At 63.1% G+C, this 26581-nt stretch carries 27 protein-coding genes; 11 read left to right on the top strand and 16 right to left on the bottom strand.

Annotation, left to right across the window (positions count from 1 at the left end; translation table 11 throughout):
* The first annotated feature begins 10 nt into the window (after window positions 1-10).
* Genes ureC through ureG form a run of 4 tightly spaced genes read left to right on the top strand, consistent with a single transcriptional unit; the run spans window position 11 to window position 3537 of the window.
* Complete coding sequence (ureC, locus tag L8F45_RS20335) at window positions 11-1720, top strand: urease subunit alpha (protein ID WP_342359678.1); 1710 nt, start codon at window positions 11-13, stop codon at window positions 1718-1720.
* A complete protein-coding gene (locus L8F45_RS20330; RefSeq protein WP_342359677.1) occupies window positions 1720-2250 on the top strand; it encodes an urease accessory protein UreE in 531 nt (176 codons plus the stop codon). The genes ureC and L8F45_RS20330 overlap by 1 nt, the downstream gene beginning before the upstream one ends.
* The gene (locus L8F45_RS20325) at window positions 2204-2920 is read left to right on the top strand and encodes an urease accessory protein UreF (RefSeq protein ID WP_342359676.1); all 717 of its coding nucleotides are present in this window, start codon (window positions 2204-2206) and stop codon (window positions 2918-2920) included. The genes L8F45_RS20330 and L8F45_RS20325 overlap by 47 nt, the downstream gene beginning before the upstream one ends.
* On the top strand, window positions 2917-3537 hold the full coding sequence (ureG, locus tag L8F45_RS20320) for an urease accessory protein UreG (protein WP_342359675.1): 621 nt from the start codon (window positions 2917-2919) through the stop codon (window positions 3535-3537). The genes L8F45_RS20325 and ureG overlap by 4 nt, the downstream gene beginning before the upstream one ends.
* Window positions 3538-3712: 175 nt before the next feature.
* On the opposite strand, the gene pobA is transcribed toward ureG, so the two are convergent.
* Window positions 3713-4882, bottom strand: coding sequence for a 4-hydroxybenzoate 3-monooxygenase (pobA, locus tag L8F45_RS20315; protein WP_342359674.1), 1170 nt, complete (start codon window positions 4880-4882; stop codon window positions 3713-3715).
* 89 nt (window positions 4883-4971) lie between these two features.
* Here pobA and L8F45_RS20310 point away from each other — a divergent pair, with 89 nt between their 5' ends.
* The 4 genes from L8F45_RS20310 to L8F45_RS20295 all read left to right on the top strand — a co-directional run bounded on the left by L8F45_RS20310 (window position 4972) and on the right by L8F45_RS20295 (window position 9813).
* A complete protein-coding gene (locus tag L8F45_RS20310; RefSeq protein WP_342359673.1) occupies window positions 4972-5847 on the top strand; it encodes a helix-turn-helix domain-containing protein in 876 nt (291 codons plus the stop codon).
* 162 nt (window positions 5848-6009) lie between these two features.
* On the top strand, window positions 6010-7011 hold the full coding sequence (locus L8F45_RS20305) for an ABC transporter substrate-binding protein (RefSeq protein ID WP_342359672.1): 1002 nt from the start codon (window positions 6010-6012) through the stop codon (window positions 7009-7011).
* 7 nt (window positions 7012-7018) lie between these two features.
* The gene (locus L8F45_RS20300) at window positions 7019-8722 is read left to right on the top strand and encodes an ABC transporter permease (protein ID WP_342359671.1); all 1704 of its coding nucleotides are present in this window, start codon (window positions 7019-7021) and stop codon (window positions 8720-8722) included.
* On the top strand, window positions 8710-9813 hold the full coding sequence (locus L8F45_RS20295; protein ID WP_342359670.1) for an ABC transporter ATP-binding protein: 1104 nt from the start codon (window positions 8710-8712) through the stop codon (window positions 9811-9813). Before L8F45_RS20300 ends, L8F45_RS20295 begins: the two co-directional genes overlap by 13 nt.
* A gap of 113 nt (window positions 9814-9926) precedes the next feature.
* On the opposite strand, the gene soxA is transcribed toward L8F45_RS20295, so the two are convergent.
* The 6 genes from soxA to L8F45_RS20265 all read right to left on the bottom strand — a co-directional run bounded on the left by soxA (window position 9927) and on the right by L8F45_RS20265 (window position 14826).
* Window positions 9927-10703, bottom strand: coding sequence for a sulfur oxidation c-type cytochrome SoxA (gene soxA / locus L8F45_RS20290; protein WP_342359669.1), 777 nt, complete (start codon window positions 10701-10703; stop codon window positions 9927-9929).
* The gene (soxZ, locus tag L8F45_RS20285; protein ID WP_342359668.1) at window positions 10703-11023 is read right to left on the bottom strand and encodes a thiosulfate oxidation carrier complex protein SoxZ; all 321 of its coding nucleotides are present in this window, start codon (window positions 11021-11023) and stop codon (window positions 10703-10705) included. Before soxZ ends, soxA begins: the two co-directional genes overlap by 1 nt.
* Window position 11024: 1 nt before the next feature.
* The gene (locus L8F45_RS20280) at window positions 11025-11486 is read right to left on the bottom strand and encodes a SoxY-related AACIE arm protein (RefSeq protein ID WP_342359667.1); all 462 of its coding nucleotides are present in this window, start codon (window positions 11484-11486) and stop codon (window positions 11025-11027) included.
* A gap of 6 nt (window positions 11487-11492) precedes the next feature.
* The gene (gene soxX / locus L8F45_RS20275) at window positions 11493-11933 is read right to left on the bottom strand and encodes a sulfur oxidation c-type cytochrome SoxX (RefSeq protein WP_342359666.1); all 441 of its coding nucleotides are present in this window, start codon (window positions 11931-11933) and stop codon (window positions 11493-11495) included.
* Window positions 11934-12183: 250 nt separating this feature from the next.
* Window positions 12184-14355, bottom strand: coding sequence for a xanthine dehydrogenase family protein molybdopterin-binding subunit (locus L8F45_RS20270; RefSeq protein ID WP_342359665.1), 2172 nt, complete (start codon window positions 14353-14355; stop codon window positions 12184-12186).
* A gap of 12 nt (window positions 14356-14367) precedes the next feature.
* Window positions 14368-14826: a (2Fe-2S)-binding protein gene (locus L8F45_RS20265; RefSeq protein ID WP_342359664.1), complete on the bottom strand. Its 459-nt coding sequence runs from the start codon at window positions 14824-14826 to the stop codon at window positions 14368-14370.
* Between the two features lie 334 nt (window positions 14827-15160).
* On the opposite strand from L8F45_RS20265, the gene L8F45_RS20260 reads away from it, so the two are divergent.
* Entirely contained in the window at window positions 15161-15964 is an 804-nt protein-coding gene (locus L8F45_RS20260; protein ID WP_342363514.1) for a DUF2189 domain-containing protein, read from the top strand.
* An 86-nt stretch (window positions 15965-16050) separates the two neighbouring features.
* Here the strand turns inward: L8F45_RS20260 and L8F45_RS20255 are convergent, their stop codons facing one another.
* From L8F45_RS20255 to L8F45_RS20220, 8 genes are all read right to left on the bottom strand, one after another.
* Complete coding sequence (locus L8F45_RS20255; RefSeq protein WP_342359663.1) at window positions 16051-16257, bottom strand: hypothetical protein; 207 nt, start codon at window positions 16255-16257, stop codon at window positions 16051-16053.
* 82 nt (window positions 16258-16339) lie between these two features.
* A complete protein-coding gene (locus L8F45_RS20250; RefSeq protein WP_342359662.1) occupies window positions 16340-16705 on the bottom strand; it encodes a hypothetical protein in 366 nt (121 codons plus the stop codon).
* Window positions 16706-17186: 481 nt separating this feature from the next.
* Window positions 17187-17906 (bottom strand): hypothetical protein, encoded by a 720-nt coding sequence (locus L8F45_RS20245; RefSeq protein ID WP_342359661.1) that lies wholly within the window; start codon window positions 17904-17906, stop codon window positions 17187-17189.
* Between the two features lie 89 nt (window positions 17907-17995).
* Window positions 17996-18715, bottom strand: a complete 720-nt coding sequence (locus tag L8F45_RS20240; RefSeq protein ID WP_342359660.1) for a hypothetical protein — start codon at window positions 18713-18715, stop codon at window positions 17996-17998.
* Window positions 18716-18993: 278 nt separating this feature from the next.
* Window positions 18994-19356 (bottom strand): hypothetical protein, encoded by a 363-nt coding sequence (locus L8F45_RS20235; RefSeq protein ID WP_342359659.1) that lies wholly within the window; start codon window positions 19354-19356, stop codon window positions 18994-18996.
* Window positions 19357-19366: 10 nt separating this feature from the next.
* The gene (locus L8F45_RS20230) at window positions 19367-19753 is read right to left on the bottom strand and encodes a hypothetical protein (protein ID WP_342359658.1); all 387 of its coding nucleotides are present in this window, start codon (window positions 19751-19753) and stop codon (window positions 19367-19369) included.
* 117 nt (window positions 19754-19870) lie between these two features.
* Window positions 19871-20053: a hypothetical protein gene (locus L8F45_RS20225; RefSeq protein ID WP_342359657.1), complete on the bottom strand. Its 183-nt coding sequence runs from the start codon at window positions 20051-20053 to the stop codon at window positions 19871-19873.
* A gap of 701 nt (window positions 20054-20754) precedes the next feature.
* Entirely contained in the window at window positions 20755-21513 is a 759-nt protein-coding gene (locus tag L8F45_RS20220) for a hypothetical protein (protein ID WP_342359656.1), read from the bottom strand.
* 331 nt (window positions 21514-21844) lie between these two features.
* Between L8F45_RS20220 and rplK the strand changes: the two genes are divergently transcribed.
* Both rplK and rplA read left to right on the top strand, forming a co-directional pair.
* A complete protein-coding gene (rplK, locus tag L8F45_RS20215) occupies window positions 21845-22294 on the top strand; it encodes a 50S ribosomal protein L11 (protein WP_342359655.1) in 450 nt (149 codons plus the stop codon).
* 4 nt (window positions 22295-22298) lie between these two features.
* A complete protein-coding gene (rplA, locus tag L8F45_RS20210) occupies window positions 22299-23000 on the top strand; it encodes a 50S ribosomal protein L1 (RefSeq protein ID WP_342359654.1) in 702 nt (233 codons plus the stop codon).
* Window positions 23001-23087: 87 nt separating this feature from the next.
* On the opposite strand, the gene L8F45_RS20205 is transcribed toward rplA, so the two are convergent.
* Window positions 23088-26441 (bottom strand): PAS domain S-box protein, encoded by a 3354-nt coding sequence (locus L8F45_RS20205; protein WP_342359653.1) that lies wholly within the window; start codon window positions 26439-26441, stop codon window positions 23088-23090.
* Between the last annotated feature and the right edge of the window lie 140 nt (window positions 26442-26581).

Below are 26581 nucleotides of genomic sequence, written 5' to 3'. Positions count from 1 at the left end.
GGACGACTGCATGTTCACGATGAAGCGTAGCGTCTATGCCGATATGTTCGGCCCGACCAAGGGCGATCGCATTCGCCTGGCCGACACCGATCTGATCATTGAGGTCGAGAAGGATTTCACGAGCTATGGCGAGGAGGTGAAATTCGGCGGCGGCAAGGTGATCCGCGACGGCATGGGTCAGAGCCAGGTGACGCGTGCGCGGGGCGCGGTCGACACGGTGATCACAAACGCCGTCATTCTCGATCACTGGGGAATCGTGAAGGCTGACGTGGCGCTGCGCGACGGCCGCATTCATGCGATCGGCAAGGCGGGCAATCCCGATATTCAACCCGGCGTCGACATTATCATTGGGCCGGGCACGGAAATCATCGCTGGCGAAGGCAAGATCCTCACCGCCGGCGGCTTCGACAGCCATATCCATTTCATTTGCCCGCAGCAGATCGAGGATGCGCTGATGTCGGGCGTGACGAGCCTGCTTGGCGGCGGCACCGGCCCCGCCCATGGCACGCTCGCGACCACCTGCACGCCGGGTCCCTGGCATATCGGCCGCATGATCCAGGCGGCGGAAGCCTTCCCTGTGAATATCGGCATCTCGGCCAAGGGCAACGCGTCGCTGCCCGGCGCGCTGGAGGAGATGGTGAAGGGCGGCGCCTGCGCGCTCAAACTGCATGAAGACTGGGGCACGACGCCGGCCGCGATCGATTGCTGCCTGTCCGTCGCCGATGATCACGACGTGCAGGTGATGATCCACACCGACACGTTGAACGAGTCGGGCTTCGTCGAGGACACGGTGAAGGCGTTCAAGGGCCGCACCATTCACGCCTTCCACACTGAAGGCGCCGGCGGCGGCCATGCGCCTGACATCATCAAGGTGGCGAGCCTGAAGAATGTGCTGCCGTCATCGACAAATCCGACGCGGCCCTTCACCGTCAACACGCTCGATGAGCATCTCGACATGCTCATGGTCTGCCATCATCTCGATCCGTCAATCGCGGAGGATCTGGCGTTCGCCGAGAGCCGCATCCGCAAGGAGACGATCGCGGCCGAAGACATCCTGCACGATATCGGCGCGCTCTCGATGATGTCGTCGGATTCGCAAGCCATGGGCCGCATCGGCGAAGTCATCATCCGGACCTGGCAGACCGCCGACAAGATGAAGAAGCAGCGCGGCCGCCTGAAGGAAGACAAGGGCGACAACGACAATTTCCGCGCGAAACGCTACATCGCGAAATACACGATCAATCCCGCCATCGCCCAGGGCGTATCGAAGCACATCGGCTCCATCGAGAAAGGCAAGCTCGCCGATCTCGTTTTGTGGTCGCCGGCCTTCTTCGGCGTGAAGCCCGACATGATCCTGAAGGGCGGCATGATCATCGCGGCGCCCATGGGCGATCCCAACGCCTCGATCCCGACGCCGCAGCCCGTGCATTATCGACCTATGTTCGGCCACTACGGCAAGGCGCTGACGCAGAGCGCTGTGATCTTCACCTCGCAGGCGGCGATCGACGGTAAGCTGCGCAACAAGCTTGGCGTCGACAAGGAGTTCGTCGCGGTCGAGAATGTCCGCGGCGGCATCTCGAAGAAGTCGATGATCCACAATGGCGCGACGCCGAAGATCACGGTCGATCCCGAGACCTATGTCGTGACCGCGGACGGCGAGCCGTTGGTTTGCGAGCCCGCGAAGGTGCTGCCGATGGCGCAGCGCTATTTCCTGTTCTGATGCTGCGCGCGACGAAAGTGCTGGCCGCCGGCGACTGGTCAGCGACGCCCGCCGACACGGTGGTGCTCGATTTCGACGATCGCCATCGCCGGCGCGTGTCGATGACGGGTGTGCGCGGCCTCGAATTCCTGCTCGATCTCGCCGAGCCCGTGGCGCTGCGCCATGGCGACGGGCTCGCGCTGGAGGACGGGCGCGTCGTGGAGGTCAGCGCTGCGCCTGAACCACTCGCTGAAATTCGCGCGCAGAATCCCGATCACATGATCCGCATCGCCTGGCATCTCGGCAATCGCCATCTGCCAACGCAGATGGTCGGACGTCGCCTGCGCATCAGGCGCGACCATGTCATCGAGGAGATGTTGCGCGGCCTCGGCGCCGAGGTCATGCAGATCGAAGCGGCTTTCGATCCCGAAGGCGGCGCCTATGCGCAAGGACACTCACACGGCCATTCGCATTCCCATGGCCACGGGCATCATGACCACATGCATGATCACGATCACGACCATGGACACGGACATTGGCGCCGCCACTGAGGCGGCGGCGCTGCCGCTGTTCGCCTGGCTGTCGCCGTCCTATCCCGTCGGCGCCTACGCCTATTCCCACGGGCTGGAATGGCTTGTTGAAACCGGCGAGGTGAAAGATCGGGACACGCTGATCGAATTCCTGCGTGATATCCTCGCGCATGGCGGCGGCCGCAACGACGCGATTTTCTTTGTCGAGACCTACAGGGCGGCGCTGAACGACACGGAGCGCCTTGGCGAGATCGCTGAACTTGCCGCCGCCTTCGCGCCTTCGCGCGAGCGCAAGCTTGAATCGCTGCAGCAGGGCCGCGCCTTCATGGATGCGACGCTTGCGGCGTGGCCGGCGCATGATCTCGCGATGTGGGCGGCAAAGACGGGTGACGAGATCGCCTATCCCGTCGCAGTCGCACTCGCCTGCGCGGCGCATCGCATGCCGCTTCAATCTTCGCTCGAAGCCTATCTGCTGGCGTTCGCATCGAATCTTGCGTCCGCCGTCGTGCGCGCCGTTCCGTTGGGCCAGACCGACGGGCAAAGAGCCATCGCCGCGCTTGCGCCACTCGTTCGCGAGATCGCCGCATCTGCGCTGGAGATGACGCTCGATGATCTCGGCGGCGCCGCGCTGCGCATCGATCTCGCGGCCATGCATCACGAAACCCAATATACGAGGCTGTTCCGCTCATGACGGGAAAAAGCGCTCACGGCCCGCTCAGGGTCGGCATCGGCGGGCCGGTCGGCTCGGGAAAAACGGCGCTCATGGAGGCGCTCTGCAAGCGCATGCGCGCGGCTTATGATCTCTGCGCCATCACCAATGACATCTACACCAAGGAGGATGCGCGCATCCTCACCGTGTCAGGCGCTTTGCCGGAAGAGCGCATCATGGGCGTTGAAACAGGCGGCTGCCCGCATACCGCAATTCGCGAAGATTGCTCTATCAATCTCCACGCCATCGCCGAGATGCGGAAGAAGTTTCCCGCGCTCGATGTGATCCTGATCGAGTCCGGCGGCGACAATCTCGCCGCGACCTTCTCGCCTGAACTCGCCGATCTCACGATCTATGTCATCGATGTGGCGCAGGGCGAGAAGATTCCGCGCAAGGGCGGGCCGGGCGTGACGCGCTCTGATCTCCTCGTGATCAACAAGATCGATCTCGCGCCTTTCGTCGGCGCTGATCTCTCGGTCATGGAAGCGGATACGAAGCGCATGCGCGGGCAGCGCCCTTACGTTTTCGCCAATATGCGCGATGGAACGGGCGTCGATGTCGTGATCGATTTCATCAAGAAGAAGGGCGGGCTGGAATAGTCGAGCGCTTCCACCTCTTTCCAGATCGTCATTCCGGGGCGCGCCGCAGGCGCGAGCCCGGAACCCAGAAATGGTTCAGCGCTGCGCGTCAGGGAAATTGTAGCAAGCGCAGCAATGGATTCCGGGATCGACGCTTCGCGTCGCCCCGGAATGACGTAACTTTTGAGATGGCGCGCTAAAACGGCAGCCCCACATAATTCTCCGCCAGCGCCGCGCGCGCATGCTCCGACGACGCGAGATAGTCGAGCTCCGCCTGCTGGATCTTCGCGCCGAAGCCCTGATCGTCGTCGAAGCGATGCATCAGCGAGGTCATCCACCAGGAGAAGCGCACCGCTTTCCACACGCGCGCCAGCGCGCGCCTGGAATAGGCGTCGATCCCGGCATCTGATTTTTCGCTGTAGTGCTCGATCAGCGCCTCGGCGAGATAATGCGCGTCGCCCGCTGCGAGATTGAGCCCCTTCGCGCCGGTCGGCGGCACGATGTGGGCGGCGTCGCCGGCAAGGAACAGTTTTCCGAAGCGCATGGGCTCGGCGACGAAGCTGCGCAGCGGCGCGATCGATTTCTCGATTGAGGGGCCGGTCACGAGCGACGCGGCGGTCGCGGGATCAAGCCGTCGCCGCAGCTCGTTCCAGAAGCGATCATCGCTCCAGTTCTCGACGCGATCATCGAGCGCGCATTGCACATAGTAGCGGCTGCGCGTCATCGAGCGCATCGAGCAGAGCGCAAAGCCGCGCGCGCTGTTGGCGTAGATCAGCTCATGCGAAACCGGCGGCGTGTCCGACAGCAGCCCGAGCCAGCCGAAGGGATAGATGCGCTCGAATGTCTGCATCGCGGAGGCGGGAACGCTGCCGCGGCTGACGCCGTGATAGCCGTCGCACCCCGCGATGAAATCGCAGGCGATTTCTTGCGCCTTTCCGTCCTTTTCGAAGGTCACGCGCGGGCGTTCGCCGTCAAAATCATGCAGGGCGACGTTCTCCGCCTCGTAGATCGTGACCGCGCCGGAGGCGAGCCGCGCATCCATGAGGTCGCGCGTCAGCTCCGTCTGGCCATAGACGGTGACGTTCGTCCCCGTGAGCCCCTTGAGGTCGATGCGACGCCGGCCGCCGCCATAGAGCAGGTCGAAGCCGTCATGGGGCAAGCCTTCGGCGTGCAGCCTTGCGCTCGCTCCTGCTTCATCGAGCAGCCGGACCGTCCCGCTCTCGAGAACGCCTGCACGAATCCGGCCGAGCACATAGTCGCGACTGCGGCGCTCCACGATGACGGCGTCGATCCCGACCTTGTGCAAAAGCGCGCCGAGAAAGAGCCCGGCCGGCCCGGACCCCACGATCGCGACCTGCGCGCGCATTGCTCCCTCCCGCATTTTTCCGATTCTTAGCTGGCGGCGGGCTCTCAAAGCCATGGACGGCGACCGCCGATTCTTGCACTTTTCCGATAATGCGCGACGTCGTCCCGAGTTACGATCTCTACGCGGAAAACCGCAGCTACGCCGATCCCGGCTTCCTCCACGCCGAGAAGATCAGGGCGCGGGCGCGCCCGCTCGGCTGGTCCATCCGCAGCCATCGCCACGCGGCCATGTGGCAGGCGATGTTCCTGACAGGCGGCGGCGGGAGGGCGTTGATCGAGGGACGATCCATCACAATGGAGCCGCCCTGGTTCTTCTGGATTCCGGCCGGCTGCATCCACGCCTTCGATTTTCTTCCCGACACCGAAGGCGCGGTGATCACGGCTGCGCAGGATCTGCTGGAGTCGGCTCTGGCGCGGGACGGGTTCGGCGCTTTCGATTTTTTGCGCACACGCTTCGTTGGCGTGCGGGTGGAGCGGCCGGACATGGCCGCGGAGCTCGGGCGAATGGCCGACGCTCTGCTTGGCGAGCTTGGCCTCGGAGGCTTCGGCGGGCGGGCCGCCTGCGCCGCTTTGTTCGATCTCTTGCTGGTGGCCGCCGCGCGGCTCGCCGGGCCGCCTTCGCAGCCGTCAGCGCCGGCGGCTGATCTTGATCTCTATCAGCGCTTCCGCACGCTGGTTGAGGCCTCCTATCGCGAGCAATGGCGGCTCTCGCGCTACGCCGCTGCGCTTGGCGTGAGCCAGGACCGGCTCTATGCCGGCATACGTCGCGCCGCCGGCCGCTCGCCGCAGGAGGTGCTGCATGATCGCGTGCTTGTCGAAGCGAAGAGGGGCCTGCTCTACAGCACCATGTCGGTGAGCGAGATTGGTCATGCCCTCGGCTTCGATGATCCTGCTTACTTCACGCGGTTTTTTTCCGCGCGCGCAGGAATGGCCCCCTCGCATTTTCGCGAAACGCAGGGAGCATGAGCCGGCAATTCGCCCGGCGAAGGGTTATGATGCGCCGGCAAATTGTTCATTTGTGCTTGCGAGAGGACCGATGTACGCCTGTCATCGGGATGTCACGTTAAGAGCCAACTAACCAAAGGCCTGTCGCTTTTCGCGTCCATCGGGCGTTCCCAGGAGGAATTGATGTCTCCGATTGATCGCCGTCGCCTCGTCGCGGCTGGCGCCGCCACGATGGCCGCGCCGTTTGTCGCCCGCGCCCAGTCCGGCGCCTCGGGCAAACTCGTTCTCTACACCTCGCAGCCGGAGAAGGACGCCAATCAGACCGCGGCCGGCTACAAGAAGGCCAATCCCGGCGTCGAGGTCGAGATTTTCCGCTCCGGCACGACTGAAGTGATGGCGAAGCTGGCGGCCGAATTCTCCGCCGGCCAGCCGCGGCCCGACGTGCTGCTGATCGCCGACAGCGTCAGCATGGAGGCGCTGAAGCGCGAGAATCGTCTTGAGGCCTATGCGCCCGCGAAGACCGACGGCTTCGCGCCTGAGGCTTATGACAAGGACAAGGCCTATTTCGGCACCAAGCTGATCACGACAGGCATCGCTTACAACAAGGCGGCGAAGCTCGTTCCGACGTCCTGGACCGATCTGATGAAGCCCGAGCTCAAGGGCCTCATCTCCATGCCGAGTCCGCTCTATTCCGGCGCTGCGGCGATCATGATGGGCGCCGTGACGAAGCGGCCCGATCTCGGCTGGAAATTCTACGATGCGCTGAAGGCCAACGAGACGGTGGCGGTGCGCGGCAACGGCGCCGTGCTGAAGTCGGTCGCCACAGGCGAAAAGCCCTATGGCGTGCTGGTCGACTATCTCGCCTACAATGCGAAGGCTCAAGGGTCGCCGGTGGAGTTCGTCTTTCCGAAGGAGGGCGTCACCGCCGTCACCGAGCCGGTCGCGATGCTGAAGACGGCGCCGAACAAGGCGGCCGCGCGCGCCTTCATTGATTTCATCCTGTCAGATGACGGCCAGAAGCTCGCGCTGAGCCAGGGCTATCTCGCGGCGAAAGCTTCTGTCGGCGCGCCGCCCTGGATGCCGGCCGGTCAGTCGGCCAATCTGATGCCGATGGATATCGAAGCGGTGCTGAAGACCACGGAGGACGACAAGCGTCGCTTCGCCGATATGTTCGGCTCCGCCTGATCTTCTGATGAGGGCAGGGGGGGCGAGGTCGCGATTCGGCGAGCATGGACTCCTCGGAGCGCTGGTTCTCATCGTCGGCGTTTTCTCGGTCCTGCCGCTGGCGCGAATCCTCATCGAGGCTTTCGCGTCGCCGGCGGGATTTTCGCTGCGATCCTGGGCGCGCGTGCTCGCGAGTCCCACCACATGGATCGCGACCCAGCACAGTCTCGAAACCGCATTCGGCGGCACGTTGCTCGCTGTCATCATCGGCGCGGCGATGGCGCTGGTCGTCGCGTTGACCGACATCAGGGGCCGCAACGCGCTCGTCTTCTGCTTCGTGCTGCCCGTGATGATCGCGCCGCAGGTGACCGCGCTCGCTTGGCTGCAACTATTCGGCCCTTCGAGCCCGATCCTCGCGGCGATCGGCCTCGCGCCGCCGCTTGGCGCGAAAAATCCGCTCTATTCCCGTGGCGGAATCATTCTGCTGCTCGGCGTGCAATATGCGCCTTTGGTGTTTCTCACCTTGCGCGCCGGTTTGCGCGCCTTGCCACGCGAACTGATTGAAGCGGCGCGCGCTGCGGGCGCGGGCCGCTGGACGATCCTGCGCACGATCGTGCTGCCATTGATGCAGCCGGCGCTGATCGCGGGCGTCGCGCTCTGCTTCGTCTCCTGCCTCGGCAATTTCGGCATTCCCGCCTTCCTCGGAATCCCCGCGAATTATCTCACGTTGCCGACGCTCATCTATCAACGCCTCTCGGGCCTCGGGCCCTCCGTGCTCTCCGATGTCTCCGTGCTCTCGCTGCTGATCGGCGCCGTCGCGATGATCGGCATCCTCGCGCAGAACGCCATGACGGGCCGGCGCGACGCGCGCATCGTCACGACATCGAGCGCAGCCCAGCCGATGGAGTTGGGGCCATGGCGTGCGCCTGTCGAAATCGGATTGTGGATTCTCGCGCTCGCCGTGCTCGTCCTGCCTTTTCTCGCGCTGCTTATGACGTCGCTGACGCCGGCGTTGGGCGTGCCGCTCAACGCCAACACGGCGACATCAGCGAATTACGCTTTCGTTCTGTTCGAGCATGAGGGATCGCGCCGCGCCTTCCGCAACAGTTTTGCGCTGTCTTTCACGGCGGCGCTAGTGATTGTCGCGATTGCGGTCCCGCTCGCCTATTTCATCGTCTGGCGCGGCTCGAAACTCTTGCGCGCGCTCAACGCCATCGTGGAGCTTCCCTACGCGCTGCCCGGCGTTGTGCTGTCGATCGCCGCGGTGCTGCTGTTTCTCAGGCCGATCCCTCTTGTCGGATTCTCCATCTACAACACCGTCTGGATTATCCTCTTCGCCTATCTCGCGCGCTTTCTCGTGCTTGGCCTGCGGCCCGTGGTCAGCGGCTATCATCAACTTGATCGCGCGGTGGAAGAAGCCGCGCAGATCGCAGGCGCGCGGCTGCCGAAGCGGATCATCACCGTGATCCTGCCTCTCGTTGCGCCGGCTGCCGCGGCGGGCGCGCTTCTGATCTTCTTGACCGCCTTCAACGAGCTGACGGTCTCGGCGCTGCTCTGGTCCTCAGGCGCGGAGACATTAGGCGTCATCGTCTTCGCCTTCGAGCAGGGCGGCGATTCCGGCTACGCCGCCGCGATCGCGACGCTGACGGTGCTGGCGACGATCGGCCTCATGGCCTCGACGCTTCTGTTCGCGCGGCGGTTGCCGCAAGGGGTTCTGCCGTGGCGCGATTGAAAGTCGACAATGTCACCAAGCAGTTCGCCGCCTATCGCGCGCTCGATTCCGTTTCGATCGATGTCGCCGATGGCGAATTCATCGCGGTGCTCGGGCCTTCAGGATGCGGCAAGACCACACTGCTGCGTCTTATCGCGGGTTTCGAACCGCTCGATGGCGGCTCGATCACGATCGGCGATCGGCTGATGTCATCGGCGACGACGCGCGTGCCGCCCGAGGATCGGCGCATCGGCATCGTCTTCCAGAATTACGCGCTCTGGCCGCATATGACGGTGAGCGAGAATGTCGCCTACAGCCTGAAGATCGCAGGCGTGCGCGAGCCCGACCTGTCGAAGCGCGTCAACGCCGCGCTCGATCTCGTGGGATTGACGGGCCTCGGCGCGCGCCGGCCCGCATTGCTTTCGGGCGGACAGCGCCAGCGCGTGGCGCTGGCGCGTTGTCTTGTGGCTGAACCATCGCTTGTGCTGCTTGATGAACCGCTTGCCAATCTCGACGTGCATCTGCGCGCCGCGATGGAGGAGGAGTTCAGCCGCTTCCACAAGCGCACTGGCCGCACCATGGTTTACATCACCCATGATCAGGCGGAAGCCATGGCGCTTGCCGATCGCATCGCCGTGATGGAGCAGGGCAAACTCCTGCAACTCGCCTCGCCCTCGCAGCTCTATCGCGAGCCCGCGAATGAGGTCGTCGGCCGCTTCATCGGCAATGGCTTCATTCTGCCGATCGATAATGTCGCGCCGCAATCGGGCGGTCGTGCGCGCGCGTCTTTGTTCGGCGCGATGATCGATGTGCGCTGCGCAGCCGAACAGAAGCCGGCTGCGAGTGCGAAGCTATGCCTGCGCGCGCGTGATCTGCGCGTCGCGGAAAATGGCTTCGCGGCGAGGATCGAAAGGCTTGTCTATCAGGGCGGCCGTTTCCGCGCCGATGCGCGCGTGGAGGCCGATCCCTCGATCGCCCTGAGGCTCGAACTTGATGAGCCCGTGAGCGTCAATGAGGGCGATCGCGTCACGCTTGCCGTGCAGGACGGGTGGGTGTTGCCGCAAACACAGCGTTGCGCGGCATATCCAGCACGTCATCCCGGGACGCGCTGAAAGCGCGGGCCCGGGACCCAGAAAACGATCGAGCCTTACATATCTCTGGATTCCGGGCTCGCTCCCGCGGAGCGCCCCGGAATGACAAATATTTTGATGACGCGCTGTGGAACTCACGGCCTCACGCCGGGCGCGTCCATCGCCATGCCGGCGGCGCGCTGCATGAGATAGGCTTCGAGCGCGATATATTCGGCGGAGCCGGACGGGAACGGTTCGGCCCGCACGCCGATCATGCAGTTGCGCAAACGCCGTTGCAGCGAGCCGATATCCTGCCATTCCAGGCGATAGATGGGATAGCCGGTCGGATGCGCCTGCGGGATCAGGCTGCCGCCAAGCTTCTGTCCGGCGTTCGCATCGTGGCAGGCGGCGCAGGAGAGATTGAGTTGCCCCATGCGCGCATTGAAAAGGGCCGCGCCTTGCGCCCGCGTCGCGTCAAGGCGCGCGTCCTGCGGCGGCGTGATGGCGAGGCCGCGCGATTGCAGCGAGACATAGCTTGCGAGCGCATTGAGTCCGCGGCTTTCGCGCGCAAGCGGCGTCGCGTGCTGACGCTCCGTTCGGCATTGCTGGATGCGCCCGGCGAGATCGATCGGCTTCTGCGCCGCTGCGTCGAAGGCGGGATAGCGCGCCGCTGCGCCGCGCATCGTTTGCGTCGCATCGCCGTGACAGTCGGCGCAGGACTTCGCGTCCGGGCCAAGCTTCTGCGACCACAGGCTCTTGCCTTCCCTGACCCAGAGCATGGCGGGGTTGGTGCCGTCATCGCGCTCCATCTCCTGCAGCGAAGGCTGCATCATGTCGTAGCCGGAGCGACGCGAATCGCCCGCCTGCTGCGCAAAACCAGCGCCGGCGAGGACGAGGGCGGCGAAGAGAATCGGCGCTTGCGCGCGGTGCATCAGGTCACCGTCAGCGGAACGGTTTCCGTATGCGTCTGCCCGTCATCGCCGATCCAGGTGAATTCGAGCGGGCCGGATTTCGTCGCGATGGTGGTGAAACTGATGAAGGGATTGGCCGCGACGGCCGGGAAGAAATCCGAACGGAACACGACTTCGCCGGCGTAGCGACAGATGAAAGTGTGCAGGATGTCGCGCGGGATGATGTCGCCCGAGATGTCATGGCGATAACCCGTCTCCATGGGGTGCGCGAACATCGCCTTCAGCGTGATGACTTCACCTTTGATCGCCGTCTTGGGCGCGGTGATGAGCGCATTCGCCATCTCATTCCTCCGTGCAGGCGGCGATGGTGACGATCACTTCGATCGCGTCGGACCAGTAACTGCCGTCGCTGAGCCTCGCGATGGCGGTGATCTGCTGCGTCGTGGCGAGCCTGATGCGCGCCGAGATTTCGGCGCGGCCGGAGCGAGGGCTCAAATAGAAATTCGCCACGTTTGGCTGCGGATTCTTTTCGTTGAAGACGGCGATGACCTTCACATGATCCTCGGCCGTCATCGGGCTGTCGACCTTGACCGTCATCGGCGCCGAATTGCCGTTTTCGACGAGCGGGGGAATGTCGAGCTTCACCTTGCCGCGCTTCACCTCCGCGCCGTTGGTGAAGGCGTGGATGGCTTCATCGATCGTCGCGGGGATGGCGGCGCGCGCCGGCCTGACGATCGTGATGAAGGCGAGGCCAGCGCCTGTAACGAGCGCCTCGCGTCGCGAGATAAGAGAAACCGCGCTCATCGCGCCTCAGTCCTTCAATTGCGTGAGATAGGCCACGACATCCTCGATCTGCTGCGCGCTGAGAATCGGCTTGTCGCGGAACGCAGCCGCCACGCGCGTCAGCTCTTCGCTGCCATAGTAGGATGGCATGATCGTGGTCGGATTGACACGGCGGGATGAGACCAGTCGCAGGCGGAGCTGCCCCTCGCTCAGACGTGATCCGGCGCCGGCGAGATTGGGCGCCAGCGTGCCCTGGAAACGCTCCTCCGGAATTGGCCCGCTGTGGCAGAGCAGGCAAAGGCCGGTTTGTCGGCTGGCGACAATCGAGCGTCCGCGCGCGGCGTCGCCCGGCCCGCCGGTGAGCGATGTGGGGATCGCGTCGCCTTCGATCTTGACGCCGTTCTGCTGAATCGTTTGCGCTATCGATGCATTCGCGCCGATCGCGGCGAAACCTGCTGCAATCAACAAGGCCGTTGAAGAACTTCGAGTTTGGCCGCGACGTGCGAGCGCTTTCCCTCGCCCCGCTTGCGGGGAGAGGGTGCTTTGCGCAGCGCGATGCGCAGCATCGTCGCGAGCAAAGCGGGTGAGGGGCTGACGCCGTTTGTCGATGTTCAAAGCCCCTCATCCGTCCGCTTCGCGGACACCTTCTCCCCGTAAACGGGGAGAAGGAAGCGCGGCGCGATTGCGCATCACGAACAAAATGCGATCGCCGCGGCCTTCACGCCTTCTTCAGATCGATGTTCTTCAGCGGCAGCTCGCGCACGCGCTTGCCGGTCGCCGCAAAGATCGCATTGAGCACCGCAGGCGCCGCAACCGCGATCGTCGGCTCGCCGACGCCGCCCCAGAAGCCGCCCGAAGGCATCACAATGCTCTCGACCTTCGGCATCTCGTCCATGCGCAGCACATTGTAACTGTCGAAATTCTCCTGCTCGATGCGCCCGCCGCCGACGGTGCATTCGCCATAGAGGCAGGCGGAGAGACCGTACACGAAAGAGCCTTCGACCTGCGCCGCGATCTGGTCGGGATTGACCGCGTGGCCGGGATCGGTCGCCGCGACAATGCGCTGGATCTTCACCGTGCCGCTGGGATTGACGCTCACTTCAGCCGCGGCCGCGACATAGCTGCCAAAACCCATGATCTGGCACAGGCCGCGGAAGACGCCTTGCGGGGGCTTTGAATCCCAGCCGATCTTCATCGCGACCGCGTTCAGCACCGCGAGATGCTTCGGCGATTTCTGCAGCAGCTTCTGGCGGAAGGCGAGCGGGTCCATGCCGGCGGCATTCGCCAGCTCATCCATGAAGCATTCGAGATAGATGGCGTTGTGATTGAGGTTCACGCCGCGCCAGAAGCCCGGCGGCACATGCGGATTGCGCATCGCATGATCGATCAGCAGATCGGGCACGGCGTAGCCGAACTGTCCTTCCGGCCCCTGCGGATTGAGGCCCTGGAAGGTGACGGGATCGCGCCCGTTCTGCAGCGCCTGCGGATTGAGCCCGGCGAGGATCGATTGGCCGGAAATGCGCATATGCAGGCCGACGAGATTGCCGTCCGCGTCGAGACCGCCCGTGAGCTTGCACTGCGTGATCGGGTGATAGAACCCGTGCAGCATGTCTTCTTCGCGGGTCCAGATCAGCTTGATCGGCGCGCCAGGCATCTCTTTCGCGATCGCCACCGCCTGCCGGACGTAATCGGTCTGGCCGCGCCGACCGAAGCCGCCGCCGAGATGCACCTTATAGACGTCGACCTTAGGCGCCGGCAGGCCGGACGCTTCGATCGCCGCCGCCAGCGCCGCCTCGCCATTCTGCGTCGGGCACCAGACTTCGCATTTGTCAGGCGTCCAGATCGCCGTGGCGTTCATCGGCTCCATGCAGGCATGGTTCTGGTAAGGATAGGAATAGACCGCCTCGACCTTTTTCGCGGCCTTGGCGATCGCGGCCTTCGCGTCTCCCTGTTTGTTGCCGATGAAAGCCTGCTCGGCGTCAAGTCCCTCCTTCAGCACCGCCGCGATGGTGGTGCTGGTGACTTTCGCATTCGGCCCTTCGTCCCAGACGATCGGCAACGTATCGAGCGCCGTCTTCGCCTGCCAGAAGGTGTCGGCGACAACGGCGACCGCGACATCGCCGATCTGCACGACCTTCTTCACGCCCGGCATGCTCGCGACCTTCGCGGCGTCGAAGCTCTTCACCTTGCCGCCGAAAACCGGGCACGCCTTGATCGTCGCGGTCAGCATGTTCGGCAGCTTGATGTCGACGCCGTAGATCTGCTTGCCGACGAGCTTGTCGAACGTGTCGAGCCGCTTCAGCGGCTTGCCGGCGATCGTCCAGTCCTTCGGGTCCTTCAGCGGCGGATTGTCAGGAATTTGAATCTGCGCCGCCGCGGCCGCGACTTTTCCATAGGTGGTCGAGCGTCCCGACGCCGTATGCGTGATGACGCCCTTCAGCACCTTGCATTCGCTGGCCGGGACCTTCCATTCATTCGCCGCCGCCTGCACCAACATGAGGCGCGCCTGCGCGCCGCCCTGGCGCACATATTCGTTTGACTGGCGCACGCCCTGGCTGCCGCCGGTGGAGAAATTCTTCCACACGCGGTTGCGCCGCAGATTTTCGCCGGGCGTCGGATATTCCCACGTCACCTTGTCCCAGTCGCATTCCAGCTCTTCGGCGACGAGCTGCGCGAGGCCGGTCAGCGTGCCCTGACCCATCTCCGATCGCGCGATGCGCACGATCACGGTGTCATCGGGCTTGATGACGACCCAGGCGTTGACTTCAGGCTCCTTCAGCGCGCCCTGCGCCAGAGCGCGCTCGGTCGGAATCGTGAAGCCGAAGGTGAAAGCGCCGGCGGCGGCGGTCTGGACGAAGCGGCGGCGGGAGAGATCAAGAGCTGTCGACATGATCGCGCCTCCTCAGCCGTTGCTCGTTCCGGCCGCCTGCTTGATGGCGGCGCGCACGCGATTGTAGGTCCCGCAGCGACAGATGTTGGTCATCTCCGCATTGATGTCGTCGTCGGTCGGCTTCGGCGTCTTCTTGAGCAGCGCCGCCGCGGCCATGATCATGCCCGCCTGGCAATAGCCGCATTGCGGCACTTCGAGCGCGAGCCACGCCTTCTGCACGGGATGCGAACCATCAGGCGAGAGACCTTCGATGGTGACGATCTTCTGCGCTTCGGTCAGCGCGCTGATCGGCATCGAGCAGGAGCGCACCGCCTCGCCATCGATATGCACGGTGCAGGCGCCGCATTGCGCAATGCCGCAGCCGAATTTCGTGCCGGTGAGGCCAGCCTGCTCGCGCAGCGCCCACAGGAGCGGCGTATCCGGATGCGCATCGATTTCGCGCGCCGCGCCATTGATCGTCAGACGTGCCATTGCGCGCCTCTCGTTTGATTTGGATGGTTCCAGACTAGCCGCCCCTTCCCGAAAGTCATCGAAAAGCGGAGCCTCCCTCCTCATCTTTCACGGGAATGTGAGACGCTATTTCCGTTTGAATATAACGGCTTGAATATGACCGCTTGGCTTTCGCAGGCGCGAAGGATCGCGTCCACGAGCGGGCAGATTGGCGCTTGCGATGTGTCACTTCGTCGTCATTGCGCCAAGGTCATCGCATCGAGACGCGACAAGCGCGCGCGATCGGCCTATGCTGCGCATGCAGGTCGCCGGCGGAGTGATCGGCGGTCTCGCGCATCGTGGAGGAGAAATCCACATGGCGAATGTGCATGGGCTCGCCGACGGCCACAATATGTCGGCGCAACCCACAATCCATCGCATCGGCATCGACGATCTTAGGGATGCGCTGCGTCTGGGCTATGAAGATTTTAAGGAAATACCGACGCATGCGGTGTTTCTCTGCCTCATCTATCCCGTGATCGGTCTCTTTCTCGGCTTCGCCTCCATGGGCGGCCGCGTCACGCATCTCGTTTTTCCGCTTGCGGCGGGTTTCGCGCTGATCGGGCCTTTCGCCGCCATCGGCCTTTATGAGTTGAGCCGGCGCAGGGAAGACGGCCTGCCGCTCTCCTGGAAGCATGCGTTCGACATCGTGCGCTCGCACTCCTTCGTGTCGATCCTCGGCGTCGGCCTCGTGCTGCTCGCGATCTTCCTGGGCTGGCTCGTCGCCGCGCAGGCGATCTACACCTTCACCATGGGAACCGAGGTCGATCGCGCGCCGCTGTCGCTCGTGCAATTTCTGCGCGACACGCTGACCACGCCGCAGGGCTGGATGATGATCATCATCGGCAATCTCGTCGGCTTCTGCTTTGCGGTGCTGGCGCTCACCGTGAGCGTCGTGTCGTTTCCGCTATTGATCGATCGCGATGTTGGCGTAGCCAACGCGATTCAGACCTCGATCCGCGCGGTGGCGGAAAATCCGCAGACCATGGCGATCTGGGGCCTGATTGTGGCGGTCGCGCTGGCGCTCGGCTCGATCCCGCTTTTCGTAGGTCTGGCGATCGTGATGCCGATCCTCGGCCATGCGACATGGCATCTGTATCGGAAGGTCGTGTCGCTTTAGGCGCGTGAGATAGCGCGGCGCTGACGAAGCGCCGCGTTGTCAGTTGGCTCTGTTGAAGCGGGACGCAGGTCCCGCTTCCTCCCCGCTCAGTGAGACCTCATCGCAGGCTTGTTGCGCATGCCGGAATGGCCCTTGCCGGGCCTGAGAGCCTGCTTGGGGCCATACTGCTTCGGAGCGTTGCTGAGCGCCCGTTTCAGAATGGCGTCGCGCCGCTGATCGGCTTCGGAGAGCGGGTCCGGCGCGGCCGGGGTGGAATCGGCAGGCGCCGATGTTGTGGATTTGGTGTTTGTCATCGCCCCTCATCGCATGGTTCGGGGATTGGGGACAGAGCGAGGGTTTTGGAGAACTGGCGCGGGGCGACGGCCGAGGGTGAACTCAGTTGAGAGCGATCACGACTTGATCCGGTTCGATCGGATGATTCACCCAGATACGCACGCGCGTCTGCTTTGTTTCGACTGCAATTTTCGTCAGGCTTTTCCATGCGACCATCGAAAGCATCACGACCTTGTCCGGCGTCCGCAAAATCTCGTCGAAGTTGGGTACGGTGATTTGTTCGATTTCTGAGGAGTCGCCGATTGTCACATCGGTCTCTCCATCATGTTCCATGAGGCAGCGGAACGAAATGCAAGTTGGAGAGAACAGGAACAGGCGATCTTCAAATTCTGCCGCCACGCCGCCCTTCGGACCGGAGAGAAACAGGATGGAGTGGGGCGGCGCGATCCTGAGATTCACCTTCACCATGTTGCTTCCCTGCTGTCGGCGCTCACGGAGCGGCCAGATCTCGTGCGTAGACCGCGGCTTCCGCAGATGTGGCGCCCGGTCTCGCGCCCGATGCGATCAATCTCGCCTCGCGCTTGCGACGAGGGAGGAAAGAGCCGTCTGGCGTCGCGATTTCGGCTGCGGCGCGCCGGCGCAGATTAGCGACACATCGAGCGAGCGGCGATCAACATGGATGCAGAAGCGTTCATGAATTATCCGACAGGCGAGGTTTGCTCGATGCCTCGCCGGCGATGCCGCTTGTTCAATCGAGCCTGATCCAGACTCGGTCTGGAAACGTCTTGCCGTTGGTCCAGATGCGCACGCGCGTGCGGGTGGTTCGCACCGAAGCGATAAGGCAGGTTTCCAATTCGGCGGTCGTCACGGCGACGCGCCGGCTCGGCGTTTCAAGGCTGAGACATCACCACAATCGCCGCGATCCATCGCTTGACGGACGCCGCCCGTCTCATCGCTCTTTCGCCCGCTCGACGAAGGTCGCGCCGGGAATCTCTTCGACCGCGCGCCGCAACGCCTCGAACACTTGCGCGACCGCTTCCGGTTTCGCCGGGTGCGCCATATAGGTGTCGTGGAGCCTCAACTCTGCTTCGCGTGCAGTGAACGGCGTAAAACTTGAAATCCGGATATCATCGCGAAAGATGGTGACGACGAAATCTTCCGGATCGGGTCGCGCTTGGCTAAAGCGGATGGCGAAGGCATTGGCTTCGGCGAAAGCTTTGAATTGCCCCAGGAGCTTGAGGCGCGCCCCGGGCGGTATGCTGATGCGCGCCATACGCTGCGGCGATTGACCGTCGCGATTCCCCAGCGTCGGATCATAAGTCGCCAATATCTGTTGGGAAACATATACGTCTGGAATTTGCGCGACGATTCCGCGCAGGAGGCTGACGGCCCGGTCGAGCGCCCACATCGGCGCCGGGTCTCCGGGCGTCTTGTAGAGAGCGATGCTGAATTCCGATCGGCGGGCGTCGGTCGCGCCGATCATCTTCATGTCGCCGCGATAGAGTTGCAGAAAAAGCTCGCTGGGATGAGCCGAGTCGTCGCCGAGTCGGATGGCGAAGCCGTTCTTGTCGGCGAAGAATTTGATTCCCTCGATCAGGGCGGCGCGCCTGGTTTCGGGGAAGCGGATCGTGATCAGCCGCATCGGCTTCTGGCGCGTTTCAGCTGACATGGATGTCTCCTGCGCGAAAGCCGCTGATATAAAAAGCAGCAGCATTGCCATGATCGCCGCGATCCATCGCAGGATGGAACCCGCCCGTCTCATCGCTCTTTCGCCCGCTCGACAAAGGTCGCGCCGGGAACCTCTTCGACCGCGCGCCGCAACGCCTCGAACACCTGCGCGACCGCTTCTGGTTTCGCCGGCTGAACCACATAGGTATCGTACAGCCCGAACTCAGCCTCGCGCACAGTGAACGGCGTTGAACCGGTAATCGTGATGTCGTCGCGAAACATATCGACTGCGAAATTTTCCGGATCTGGAGTCGTCTGGCTGAGGCGGATAGCGAAGGCGTTCACATTGGCGAAGGCCTTGAACTGCTCGAGCAATTCGAGGCGCGCGCCCGGCAGCACGCCGATCCGCGCCAGGCGTAGCGGCGCCTGGCTGTCGGGAGTTTTCGGCGTCGGATCAAAGGTCGCCAAAATCTGTTGGGAAACATATACGTCTGGAATTTGTTCAACGATTCCGCGCAGGAGGCTGACGGCCCGGTCGAGCGCCCACATCGGCGTCGGGTCTCCGGGCGTCTTGTAGAGCGCGACGCCGAATTCCGATCGGCTTCGGTCGGTCGAGCCGACCATCTTCATATCGCCGCGATAGAGCTGCAAAAAAAGCTCGCCGGGATGAGCCGAGTCGTTGCTGAGCCGGATAGCGAAACCATTTTTCTCAGCGAAGAGTTTAATTCCGTCGATCAGGGCGGCGCGCTTGGTTTCGGGGAAGCGGATGGTGATCAGCCGCATCGGCTTCTGGCGGGAGTCAGCCCACATAGGCGTCTCCTGCGCGAAAGCCGCTGACATAAAAAGCAGCAGCATTGCCATGATCGCCGCGATCCATCGCCGGATGGAAAGACTTGCGGGATCGCCCACGAAGCTGCTCCTGTGAAAGAAAGTATCGTCTGATGGAGTGATCTCGGCCATGGCTCCCCCGGCCGGCGTAGGTTAGCGACGCATGGAGCGAGCGGCGATCAACATGGATGCAGAAGCGCTCATGAGTTATCCGACAGGCGAGGTTTGCTCGATGCCTATCGGCAATGCTGCTTATTTGTTCAGTCCAGCCCGATCCAAACTCGATCGGGAAACGTCTCGCCGTTGGTCCAGATGCGCACGTGCGTGCGGGTGGTTCGCACCGAAGCGGTAAGGCAGGTTTCCAGTTCGGCGGTCGTGACGGCGACGCGCCGGCTCGGCGTTTCAAGGAAGCCCTCAAAGACAGGCGGATGAGGCAAAACAAATTCGCCTGAAGCTCCTACAATAATATCTGTTCCCTCGTCGACCGCTGGCGAACAGGGAAATGAGATCATCGAGGGTGTCGATCGAATTGAAGGGTTGCGATCGGATATTGGCGGTTCGCCGCCCTCAACATCTTCGAGAAATAGGATCGCGTGAGTGGGAAGCGCGCGTGCGGATTGCATGTGCTCGCTCTTATAGGGCGGCCTCAACACCGATCATAATTTGATCTGGCCATTTGGGATGGTTGGTCCAGACCCGGATATGGGCGCGAGGTTTCGCGCCTTCCGCCTCCATCAGCTTCTCAAGCTCTGATGTCGAGGCCATGAGAACGCCATTCGGCGTTTCGATCGTCCCGTCGAAGAGGGGCTCTACGGCGAGCGCGACTTCGTTCATGGCGCCGATGACGATGGTTGTCGGACCATCCTGCTCTGGATAGCAGGCGACCGATACGCCAGAAGGCGAAGCGAGAATCATTGCGCCTCGCACCGGCATCGGCGGCGTTCCGCCGTCGATGTCGGAGATGAAGAGTATCGAGTTGGGCGGAGACACGTCGATGGAGCGGCGCGTGATCGTTGGCATTTAGCGGAGTCCTTCAGAGGAGCATGTCGCAAAGTGTCGATGCCGGGACGATGCTTTGAGAGAGTGAACTCAGTTGAGCGCGATGACGACTTGATCTGGCTCGATCGGACGATTCACTCAGATACGCACGCGTGTTTGCTCTGTTTCGACTGCGACCTTCGCCAGGCTTTCCCAGCCGACCATCGAAAGCATCACGATCTTGTCCGGCGTTTGCAAAATCTCATCGAAGTTTGCGGGCGCGCTTGGCCTGATTTCTGAAGAAGCTTCGATTGTCACGGCAGTCTCTCCGTCATTTTCCATGAGGCACCGAAACGAAATGCGGGAAGGCGAGAACTAGAATAGGCGATCTTCGTATTCCGGCAATACGCCGCCCCGCAGCCCAGAGAGAAGCAGCATGGAATTGGGCGGCGCGATCTTGAGATTCACCTTTACCATTTTGTTTCCTTGCTGTTTGCGATCGCGGGGCGGCCGGGCCTCGCGCGCAGATCGCGGCTTCCGTAGGTGTGGCATCCCGTCTCGCTCCCGATGCGATCGATCTCGTCGCACGCCTGCGGCGAGCGGAGCGGACGGCGATCAACGTGGATGTAGAAGCGTTCCCGAATTATTCGAGATGCGACATTGGTGCCTTTCATCGGTCAATCTAGCCCGATCCAGACTTTGTCGGACCATGTCTCGCTGTTGATCCAGATGCGTACGCGCGTGCGGCTCGTCCGCACAGAAGCAGTAAGGCAAGTTTCCAACTCTGGGGTGGTGACGGCGACCCGGCGGCTCGGAGTCTCAAGGAAGCCCTCAAAAACAGGCGAGTAGGGCAAAATGAATTCGTCCGATACGCCCATAAAGATAGTCGTTCCACCGTCGACTGCCGGCGAACACGGAAATGAGATCACCGAAGGCGTCGATTGGATAGTCGCATAGTTATCTGCAATGGGAGGTTCGCCGCCTTTGATATCGGAGAGGAAAAGGATTCCGTTATTGGGTAGTGCATGCGCGGATAGCATAACTCATTTTCCCCCAATCAAGCGCAAAATCGATCCAACGATACCTCCTTGCGACCTGCTGCAAGCAAGGCAATGTGGAAAAAATGACTGATTTCTGCCCGGCGGATTTAAAGCGTTAGGGGCTTGGTGGTCTCCTACCCAAGAACCTGTTTTTGTACCTGGAGTGGACGTGCCGCACGTGCTGCATCCGTTTTTATCCCCCAGTCGATTGATTTCGCGCTGTGTAGCTGCACTAGGTCGTCCTGGGCTTTCAGCAGGGGTGCCTTCAGCTCCGGGGCGCGGCTTTACCGCATCAAACAGTAAATCCAGATACCGTAGGCGGGCTTCCTCAGCTTCGGCGTTTCGCGCACGAATCGCGCCTTCGATGGTTTCGTAGATCTGGGGTCTCGGATTCCAGGTCGGGTCCCGCTCCTGAACTTTGGTGATCGCCATCCGTGCAGCGATTGTGGCGCTGTCAAGTTCTGCTCCCTGCCTGACTGTTGCGCCGGGAAATTGAGTGGGGCCGCCGCCTTGGAAGCGCGCGCCGCCGTTTGCGCCGCCGCGACCAGACTCACGCGTACTACCGGCGACCCGCGTCCAGCCGCTGTCTGCCCGCGTCCATTCCCCACTAATGTCGCCATTTCCCGCCGGCACGCGCGGCTGGTTGGGGTTATAGGCCTTGAGCATGAGCCCGAGCCGCAGCAGGCCGATCATCGCCCTCAGCCGGACGATGTTGCCGCGGATGTCGAGAAGTTCCTGAATGTCGGCGGCGGTGAGAGACATGGATGCTCCTTTCGACCTTGAGGAGCATCATATAGGAACAAAGACCTATTGTCAAATATTCCTATTTCTAGGAATGTGCGGTCGGGACAGCAGCGTCCGGCAGGCTGTCGCCCCAACCCCTTCCCCTCCGCCCCCATCCATGTCATAGGCCCGCGCGCCTGCCGGCTTTTCGAGCCTGCGGGCCTCATCGCGTGGGAGGCGTTCCGGTCAGCCAGCCGGGCAAAAGCGCCGCACCACGCCCTGCAAACCGCCCGTGGGGAGGCTTCAATAAGTCGCTCGCGGGCTGTCGACGTTCCGGCGAGGCTGCCGGGCGGCGACAGGAGCAGCCATCATGGCGAAGAAGATCACAGGCTATGTGAAGCTTCAGGTGCCGGCGGGCGCGGCCAATCCGGCCCCCCCCATCGGCCCCGCGCTCGGTCAGCGCGGTCTTAACATCATGGAATTCTGCAAGGCCTTCAACGCGAAGACCGCGCAGATGGAAAAGGGCACGCCGATCCCGGTGATCATCACCGCCTATCAGGATCGGTCCTTCACCTTCGAAATGAAGCAGCCCCCCGTGACCTTCTTCCTGAAGAAGGCGGCGGGCCTGAAGATCGGCAAGAAGCCGGCCTCCGGCTCGAAGACGCCGGGCCGCGGCGCCAATGTCGGCAAGGTGACGGCAGCCCAGATCCGCGAGATCGCCGAGAAGAAGATGCCCGATCTCAACTGCGACACGGTCGAGGCCGCGATGCAGATGATCCGTGGCTCGGCCCGGGCCATGGGCCTGGAAGTGGTGGGGTGACGCGATGACCGGCAAGAGAATCGTCAAGGCCCGCGAGGGCGTCGAGCGCACCAGGCTCTATCCGCTCGCTGAGGCGGTGAAGATGGTGAAGGCGCGCGCCAACGCCAAATTCGACGAGACCGTCGAGATCGCCATGAATCTCGGCGTCGATCCCAAGCATGCGGATCAGATGGTGCGCGGCGTGTGCAACCTGCCGAACGGCTCGGGCCGCACGCTGAAGGTCGCCGTGTTCGCGCGCGGCGCGAAGGCGGAAGAGGCGAAGGCCGCCGGCGCCGACATCGTCGGCGCGGAGGACCTCGTCGAGACCGTCAACTCCGGCAAGATCGAGTTCGATCGCTGCATCGCGACGCCCGACATGATGGGTCTCGTCGGCCGTCTCGGTAAGGTGCTGGGCCCGCGCGGCCTGATGCCGAACCCGCGCGTCGGCACCGTCACCATGGACGTCAAGGCTGCGGTCGCGGCGTCGAAGGGCGGCTCGGTCGAGTTCCGCGTGGAGAAGGCGGGCATCGTTCACTCCGCCGTCGGCAAGGTCTCGTTCGGCGAGGACAAGCTGGTGCAGAACATCAAGGCGTTCGCTGACGCGGTGTCCAAGGCCAAGCCGACCGGCGCCAAGGGCAACTACATCCAGCGCATCGCGATCTCTTCGACGATGGGGCCTGGCGTGAAGATCGAGCTCGCGAGCGTGATGTCGGGCGCGGCGCAGTAAGCATTTCGCTTTGCGTCTCTAAAATATAAAGCCCGCCGGAAGGCGGGCTTTTTGTTTGGCGATGAATGTCTGCGGCGCGCCGGCCGATTATCCCGCCTCCCGTTTTTCCCGTGGCGATTTTGGATTGGCTTCGCCGCGGCTCTGCGCAAACACGGCGCGCATCTCATCGAGGTCGAGCGGCTTGGGCAGGACATAATCGACATGTCCGGCGGGCTCGTCGCGCCCGCCCATTTTTCGTCCCCAGCCGGTCACCAGAATGACGGTCGTCGAGGGGTGAAGCTCTTTCGTCGCGCGCGCCACCTGCCTGCCGTCGACATAGGGCATGCCGAGATCGGTCACGACCACATCGAACGTCCGCCCTTCGTCTCTTGCGCTTCGCAACGCTTCGAGGGCGGCGGCGCCTCCATCGGCGACGGTGACCCTGTGGCCGTCGAGCTCCAGCACGAATTGCGTCGCGTCGCGAACGGCTGGGTCGTCATCCACGAGCAGGAGACTGAGCGGCTGAATTTCCCGCGAGCTGATAGTGGCGGCCGCGGCGGGCGTTTGCGCGCTCGCTGCGAATTCCAGCTTCATGCGCGCGCCCTTGCCCGGCGCGCTGTCGATATCGAGCGCCGCCTTGTGCCGCTGCGCCGCGCCGTAGACCATGGCGAGCCCGAGCCCGGTGCCGCGTTCGCCCTTGGTCGTGAAAAACGGTTCGAGACAGCGGGCGCGCTCATTCTCATTCATGCCGACGCCGGTGTCCCCGACCAGGAATTCGACGCGCTTCCCGTTCGGCGATGCAGGAGAGGCGAAGGAGGAGGTCCTTATCGTGATGGTTCCGCCGTCGGGCATCGCATCGACCGCGTTGAAGACGAGATTGATCGCGGCTTCGCGCAGTTCCGTCGCGTTGCCCATGATCAGCGGAAGATTCGGTTCAAGTTCGGTCATGACATTGATCGTGACGCCGCGTTGTCGCGGCATGTCGCTCCAGCGCGCGCGCGTGAGTTCAACGACCTGGGGAACGAGGTCGTTGAGGCGCAGCGGCGCGAAATCAAGATCGGCCTCGTCCCGTCGATAGAAGTCACGCATGCGCGCGACCGTCGACGACACGTCGTTGATCACGCGCCGCACGACCTCGAGATAATCCCGCGTTCGTGATGAAAGGTCCGGTTCGCGCTCGAGCAGCGATTTCGTATAGACGGCGATGGGCGAGATCGCGTTGTTGATGTCGTGGGCGATGCCGCTCGCCATCTGGCCGAGCGCTCCCAGGCGCTCCTGCTGCATGACCGCCTGCTGGGTCTGTTTGAGATCGTCATAGGCCTTCTGCAGGTTTTCGCTCAGGCGCGTCTGATGGGTCGCAAGCGCCACATGCTCGCCAAGCTGCCGCAGGAATTCGCAATCGGTGCTGGTGAAGGACTCTTTCGCCAGGCGCGCGACGATCAGGACGCCGAAGACCTCCGACTCCGCGATCAGCGGCGTGATGACGAGAGAGCGCAGGCCCTGTCCGGCGAGGCGCGCCGGAAAGGGAAAGTCGACCTCCGAGATATCGGGCTCATAGACCAGCGTCCCTCGAACGCATTGCGAAAGGCCGTTTTCGTCGATCGGAATCTGGGCTTGCTCGACCATTCCAAGCTTGCGTCCGAGCGCGATGCTCTTCGCGCCGACATGATCGATGATGACGACCTGCTTTGCGCGGTCATACATGCCGATGCACGCGAAATCCGCGGGCAGCCCGTCTTCGAGGCTGCCGAGAACCGCTTGAAAGATGCTGGGGAGGTCCTGCCTCTGGCCGATCGCGCGTGTGATATGGTCGAGCAGCCTGAGACGGTCGAGCTGGGTCTGGAGCTTCGTTTCCGCCGATTTGCGCTCGGTGATATCGCGCGCGAATCCCGCGAACGCGACATTGTCTTCAGTCTGGATCGCGGTGATCGAGAGCTCGACGGGAAATTCACGCCCGTCGCGGTGCAGACCAGTGATCTCGATCCGCCGGTTGAGGACTTTCGCTTCTCCGGTGGCGAGATAACGCGCCAATCCGCGCTTGTGCGCGTCGCGATAGCGGTCGGGCATGATGAGTTGCTCGGCCGGGCGACCGAGGGCTTCGGCGCGCGTCCAGCCGAATGTTGTCTCCGCCTGCTGGCTCCAGCCCGTGATCACGCCTGCGCGGTCGAGCGTGATGACCGCATCGAGAGCGGTTTCAATGATTTGGCGCGTCCGCTCTTCACTTGCGCTCAGCGCGCGCTCGGCGCGCTTGCGATCGGTGATGTCGGTCGAGATGCCAAAAATCCCGTAGACGCGGCCTGACTCGTCGCGAAGCGGGGACTTCACCGAGATATAATCATGGAGTCCGTCGTCATGCGGCGCGACCTCTTCCACAGTGAGCGCGTAGTCGGTTTGCGCCACGCGCTCATCCACGAGGCGGAAGGCGTCCGCTTCGCTCTTCGGAAAGATCTCGTGGTCGGTCTTTCCGATCGTTTTCTCGCGATCGATGTGAAAGATGTCGGCGTAGCGCCGATTCATCATGAGGTAGCGCCCTCTGATGTCTTTCACGTAGACGACCGCAGGCGTGTTCTCCATGATGGCGTTGAGGAGCTCCTGGCTCCGATGTCGTTCGACGTCATATCGCGTGAGCCATGCCGCGATCATGACGACGATGACGCCAAGACCCACCGAGGTGCCGACGGCGAGCACGGCGAATCCGAAAGGAGCGTCGAATGTTGTCGAGCGATAGGCCAGAACCATCAGCCCCGCGAGAATGATCGGAAAGACGATCGCCGCCGGCAGGAGCCGCCGCGCGGCGAGGCCGCCGCTGTCATTGCTCAGGATGCGCGCGATCCAGCCGGCGTCCGGTCTGGCGAGGAGAGCGGATGCAAAGAGGAACGCGAATGAAAGGGCGACCGGCAGCGCCATCGCCGTGAATGGAAGGAGCCGATAGAGGTCCTCCACTCCATAGATGTAACCGACGAGGTTAAGCGCGGTGACCACGAGTCCGAGCGCGATAAGGCCTGCGTAAATGGTCCCCGCTCTGGCGCTGGCGCCCGGTGGAACAAGCAGGGCGAGCCCGATGATCGCGAAATTGAACGCGGTCGCCGGCGCCATTCGACCCATATTGGGGCCAAACAGGAAACCGCTCTTCAACGCCGCGGCGGCGCCGACGAGGCCGCCCGCCGCAACAAAATCCAGGAGCGCATAGAGACCGACGAGGAGGACAAGCGATCCGACGATCGCGCGCCCGAAATAGAGGCGCCGATTCCCGTCATCTTGCAATGTCAACGCGAACACGGCGGCGCTGCAGAGGAGGAACGCGGAGGCCGTTGGCGCAGACATGCGCGGCAGGCCAGGCCCGCCGCTCGCGAGCACCGGGATGTTCAGGAGCCAGCTTGCGAGCGCTGCGATCGACAAGGCGAGAGCGAGCAAGGCGCCGATGCGTGGCGGCGTTGTCGAGAGCGCGGTGCGACCGGCCATGGCGTGACCTTGACGTCAATGGGACCGAAGTTCGACAGAGCCGGGCAGCGGTCTGTCGCAATCATACAACCGATGAAGCCGATGAAGTCATCAACGTCATCGGCAGGACTTTATTGGTTTCGCACAGGAAGGTGAAGGCG

It is taken from the genome of Terrirubrum flagellatum, assembly GCF_022059845.1.
Lineage (GTDB): Bacteria > Pseudomonadota > Alphaproteobacteria > Rhizobiales > Beijerinckiaceae > Terrirubrum > Terrirubrum flagellatum.
The sequence above is the reverse complement of the archived record's forward strand: the minus strand, read 5'-3'. Positions and strand labels throughout refer to the sequence as shown.

What these genes read in the sequence shown, in the direction of transcription:
- ureC (WP_342359678.1), top strand. Translation starts at nt 11, where the DNA reads ATGTTCACGATGAAGCGTAGCGTCTATGCCGATATGTTCGGCCCGACC.
- L8F45_RS20330 (WP_342359677.1), top strand. Translation starts at nt 1,720, where the DNA reads ATGCTGCGCGCGACGAAAGTGCTGGCCGCCGGCGACTGGTCAGCGACG.
- L8F45_RS20325 (WP_342359676.1), top strand. Translation starts at nt 2,204, where the DNA reads ATGATCACGATCACGACCATGGACACGGACATTGGCGCCGCCACTGAG.
- ureG (WP_342359675.1), top strand. Translation starts at nt 2,917, where the DNA reads ATGACGGGAAAAAGCGCTCACGGCCCGCTCAGGGTCGGCATCGGCGGG.
- pobA (WP_342359674.1), bottom strand. Translation starts at nt 4,882, where the DNA reads ATGCGCGCGCAGGTCGCGATCGTGGGGTCCGGGCCGGCCGGGCTCTTT.
- L8F45_RS20310 (WP_342359673.1), top strand. Translation starts at nt 4,972, where the DNA reads ATGCGCGACGTCGTCCCGAGTTACGATCTCTACGCGGAAAACCGCAGC.
- L8F45_RS20305 (WP_342359672.1), top strand. Translation starts at nt 6,010, where the DNA reads ATGTCTCCGATTGATCGCCGTCGCCTCGTCGCGGCTGGCGCCGCCACG.
- L8F45_RS20300 (WP_342359671.1), top strand. Translation starts at nt 7,019, where the DNA reads ATGAGGGCAGGGGGGGCGAGGTCGCGATTCGGCGAGCATGGACTCCTC.
- soxA (WP_342359669.1), bottom strand. Translation starts at nt 10,703, where the DNA reads ATGCACCGCGCGCAAGCGCCGATTCTCTTCGCCGCCCTCGTCCTCGCC.
- soxZ (WP_342359668.1), bottom strand. Translation starts at nt 11,023, where the DNA reads ATGGCGAATGCGCTCATCACCGCGCCCAAGACGGCGATCAAAGGTGAA.
- L8F45_RS20280 (WP_342359667.1), bottom strand. Translation starts at nt 11,486, where the DNA reads ATGAGCGCGGTTTCTCTTATCTCGCGACGCGAGGCGCTCGTTACAGGC.
- L8F45_RS20270 (WP_342359665.1), bottom strand. Translation starts at nt 14,355, where the DNA reads ATGTCGACAGCTCTTGATCTCTCCCGCCGCCGCTTCGTCCAGACCGCC.
- L8F45_RS20265 (WP_342359664.1), bottom strand. Translation starts at nt 14,826, where the DNA reads ATGGCACGTCTGACGATCAATGGCGCGGCGCGCGAAATCGATGCGCAT.
- L8F45_RS20260 (WP_342363514.1), top strand. Translation starts at nt 15,161, where the DNA reads ATGGCGAATGTGCATGGGCTCGCCGACGGCCACAATATGTCGGCGCAA.
- L8F45_RS20255 (WP_342359663.1), bottom strand. Translation starts at nt 16,257, where the DNA reads ATGACAAACACCAAATCCACAACATCGGCGCCTGCCGATTCCACCCCG.
- L8F45_RS20250 (WP_342359662.1), bottom strand. Translation starts at nt 16,705, where the DNA reads ATGGTGAAGGTGAATCTCAGGATCGCGCCGCCCCACTCCATCCTGTTT.
- L8F45_RS20245 (WP_342359661.1), bottom strand. Translation starts at nt 17,906, where the DNA reads ATGTCAGCTGAAACGCGCCAGAAGCCGATGCGGCTGATCACGATCCGC.
- L8F45_RS20240 (WP_342359660.1), bottom strand. Translation starts at nt 18,715, where the DNA reads ATGTGGGCTGACTCCCGCCAGAAGCCGATGCGGCTGATCACCATCCGC.
- L8F45_RS20235 (WP_342359659.1), bottom strand. Translation starts at nt 19,356, where the DNA reads ATGCAATCCGCACGCGCGCTTCCCACTCACGCGATCCTATTTCTCGAA.
- L8F45_RS20230 (WP_342359658.1), bottom strand. Translation starts at nt 19,753, where the DNA reads ATGCCAACGATCACGCGCCGCTCCATCGACGTGTCTCCGCCCAACTCG.
- L8F45_RS20225 (WP_342359657.1), bottom strand. Translation starts at nt 20,053, where the DNA reads ATGGAAAATGACGGAGAGACTGCCGTGACAATCGAAGCTTCTTCAGAA.
- L8F45_RS20220 (WP_342359656.1), bottom strand. Translation starts at nt 21,513, where the DNA reads ATGTCTCTCACCGCCGCCGACATTCAGGAACTTCTCGACATCCGCGGC.
- rplK (WP_342359655.1), top strand. Translation starts at nt 21,845, where the DNA reads ATGGCGAAGAAGATCACAGGCTATGTGAAGCTTCAGGTGCCGGCGGGC.
- rplA (WP_342359654.1), top strand. Translation starts at nt 22,299, where the DNA reads ATGACCGGCAAGAGAATCGTCAAGGCCCGCGAGGGCGTCGAGCGCACC.
- L8F45_RS20205 (WP_342359653.1), bottom strand. Translation starts at nt 26,441, where the DNA reads ATGGCCGGTCGCACCGCGCTCTCGACAACGCCGCCACGCATCGGCGCC.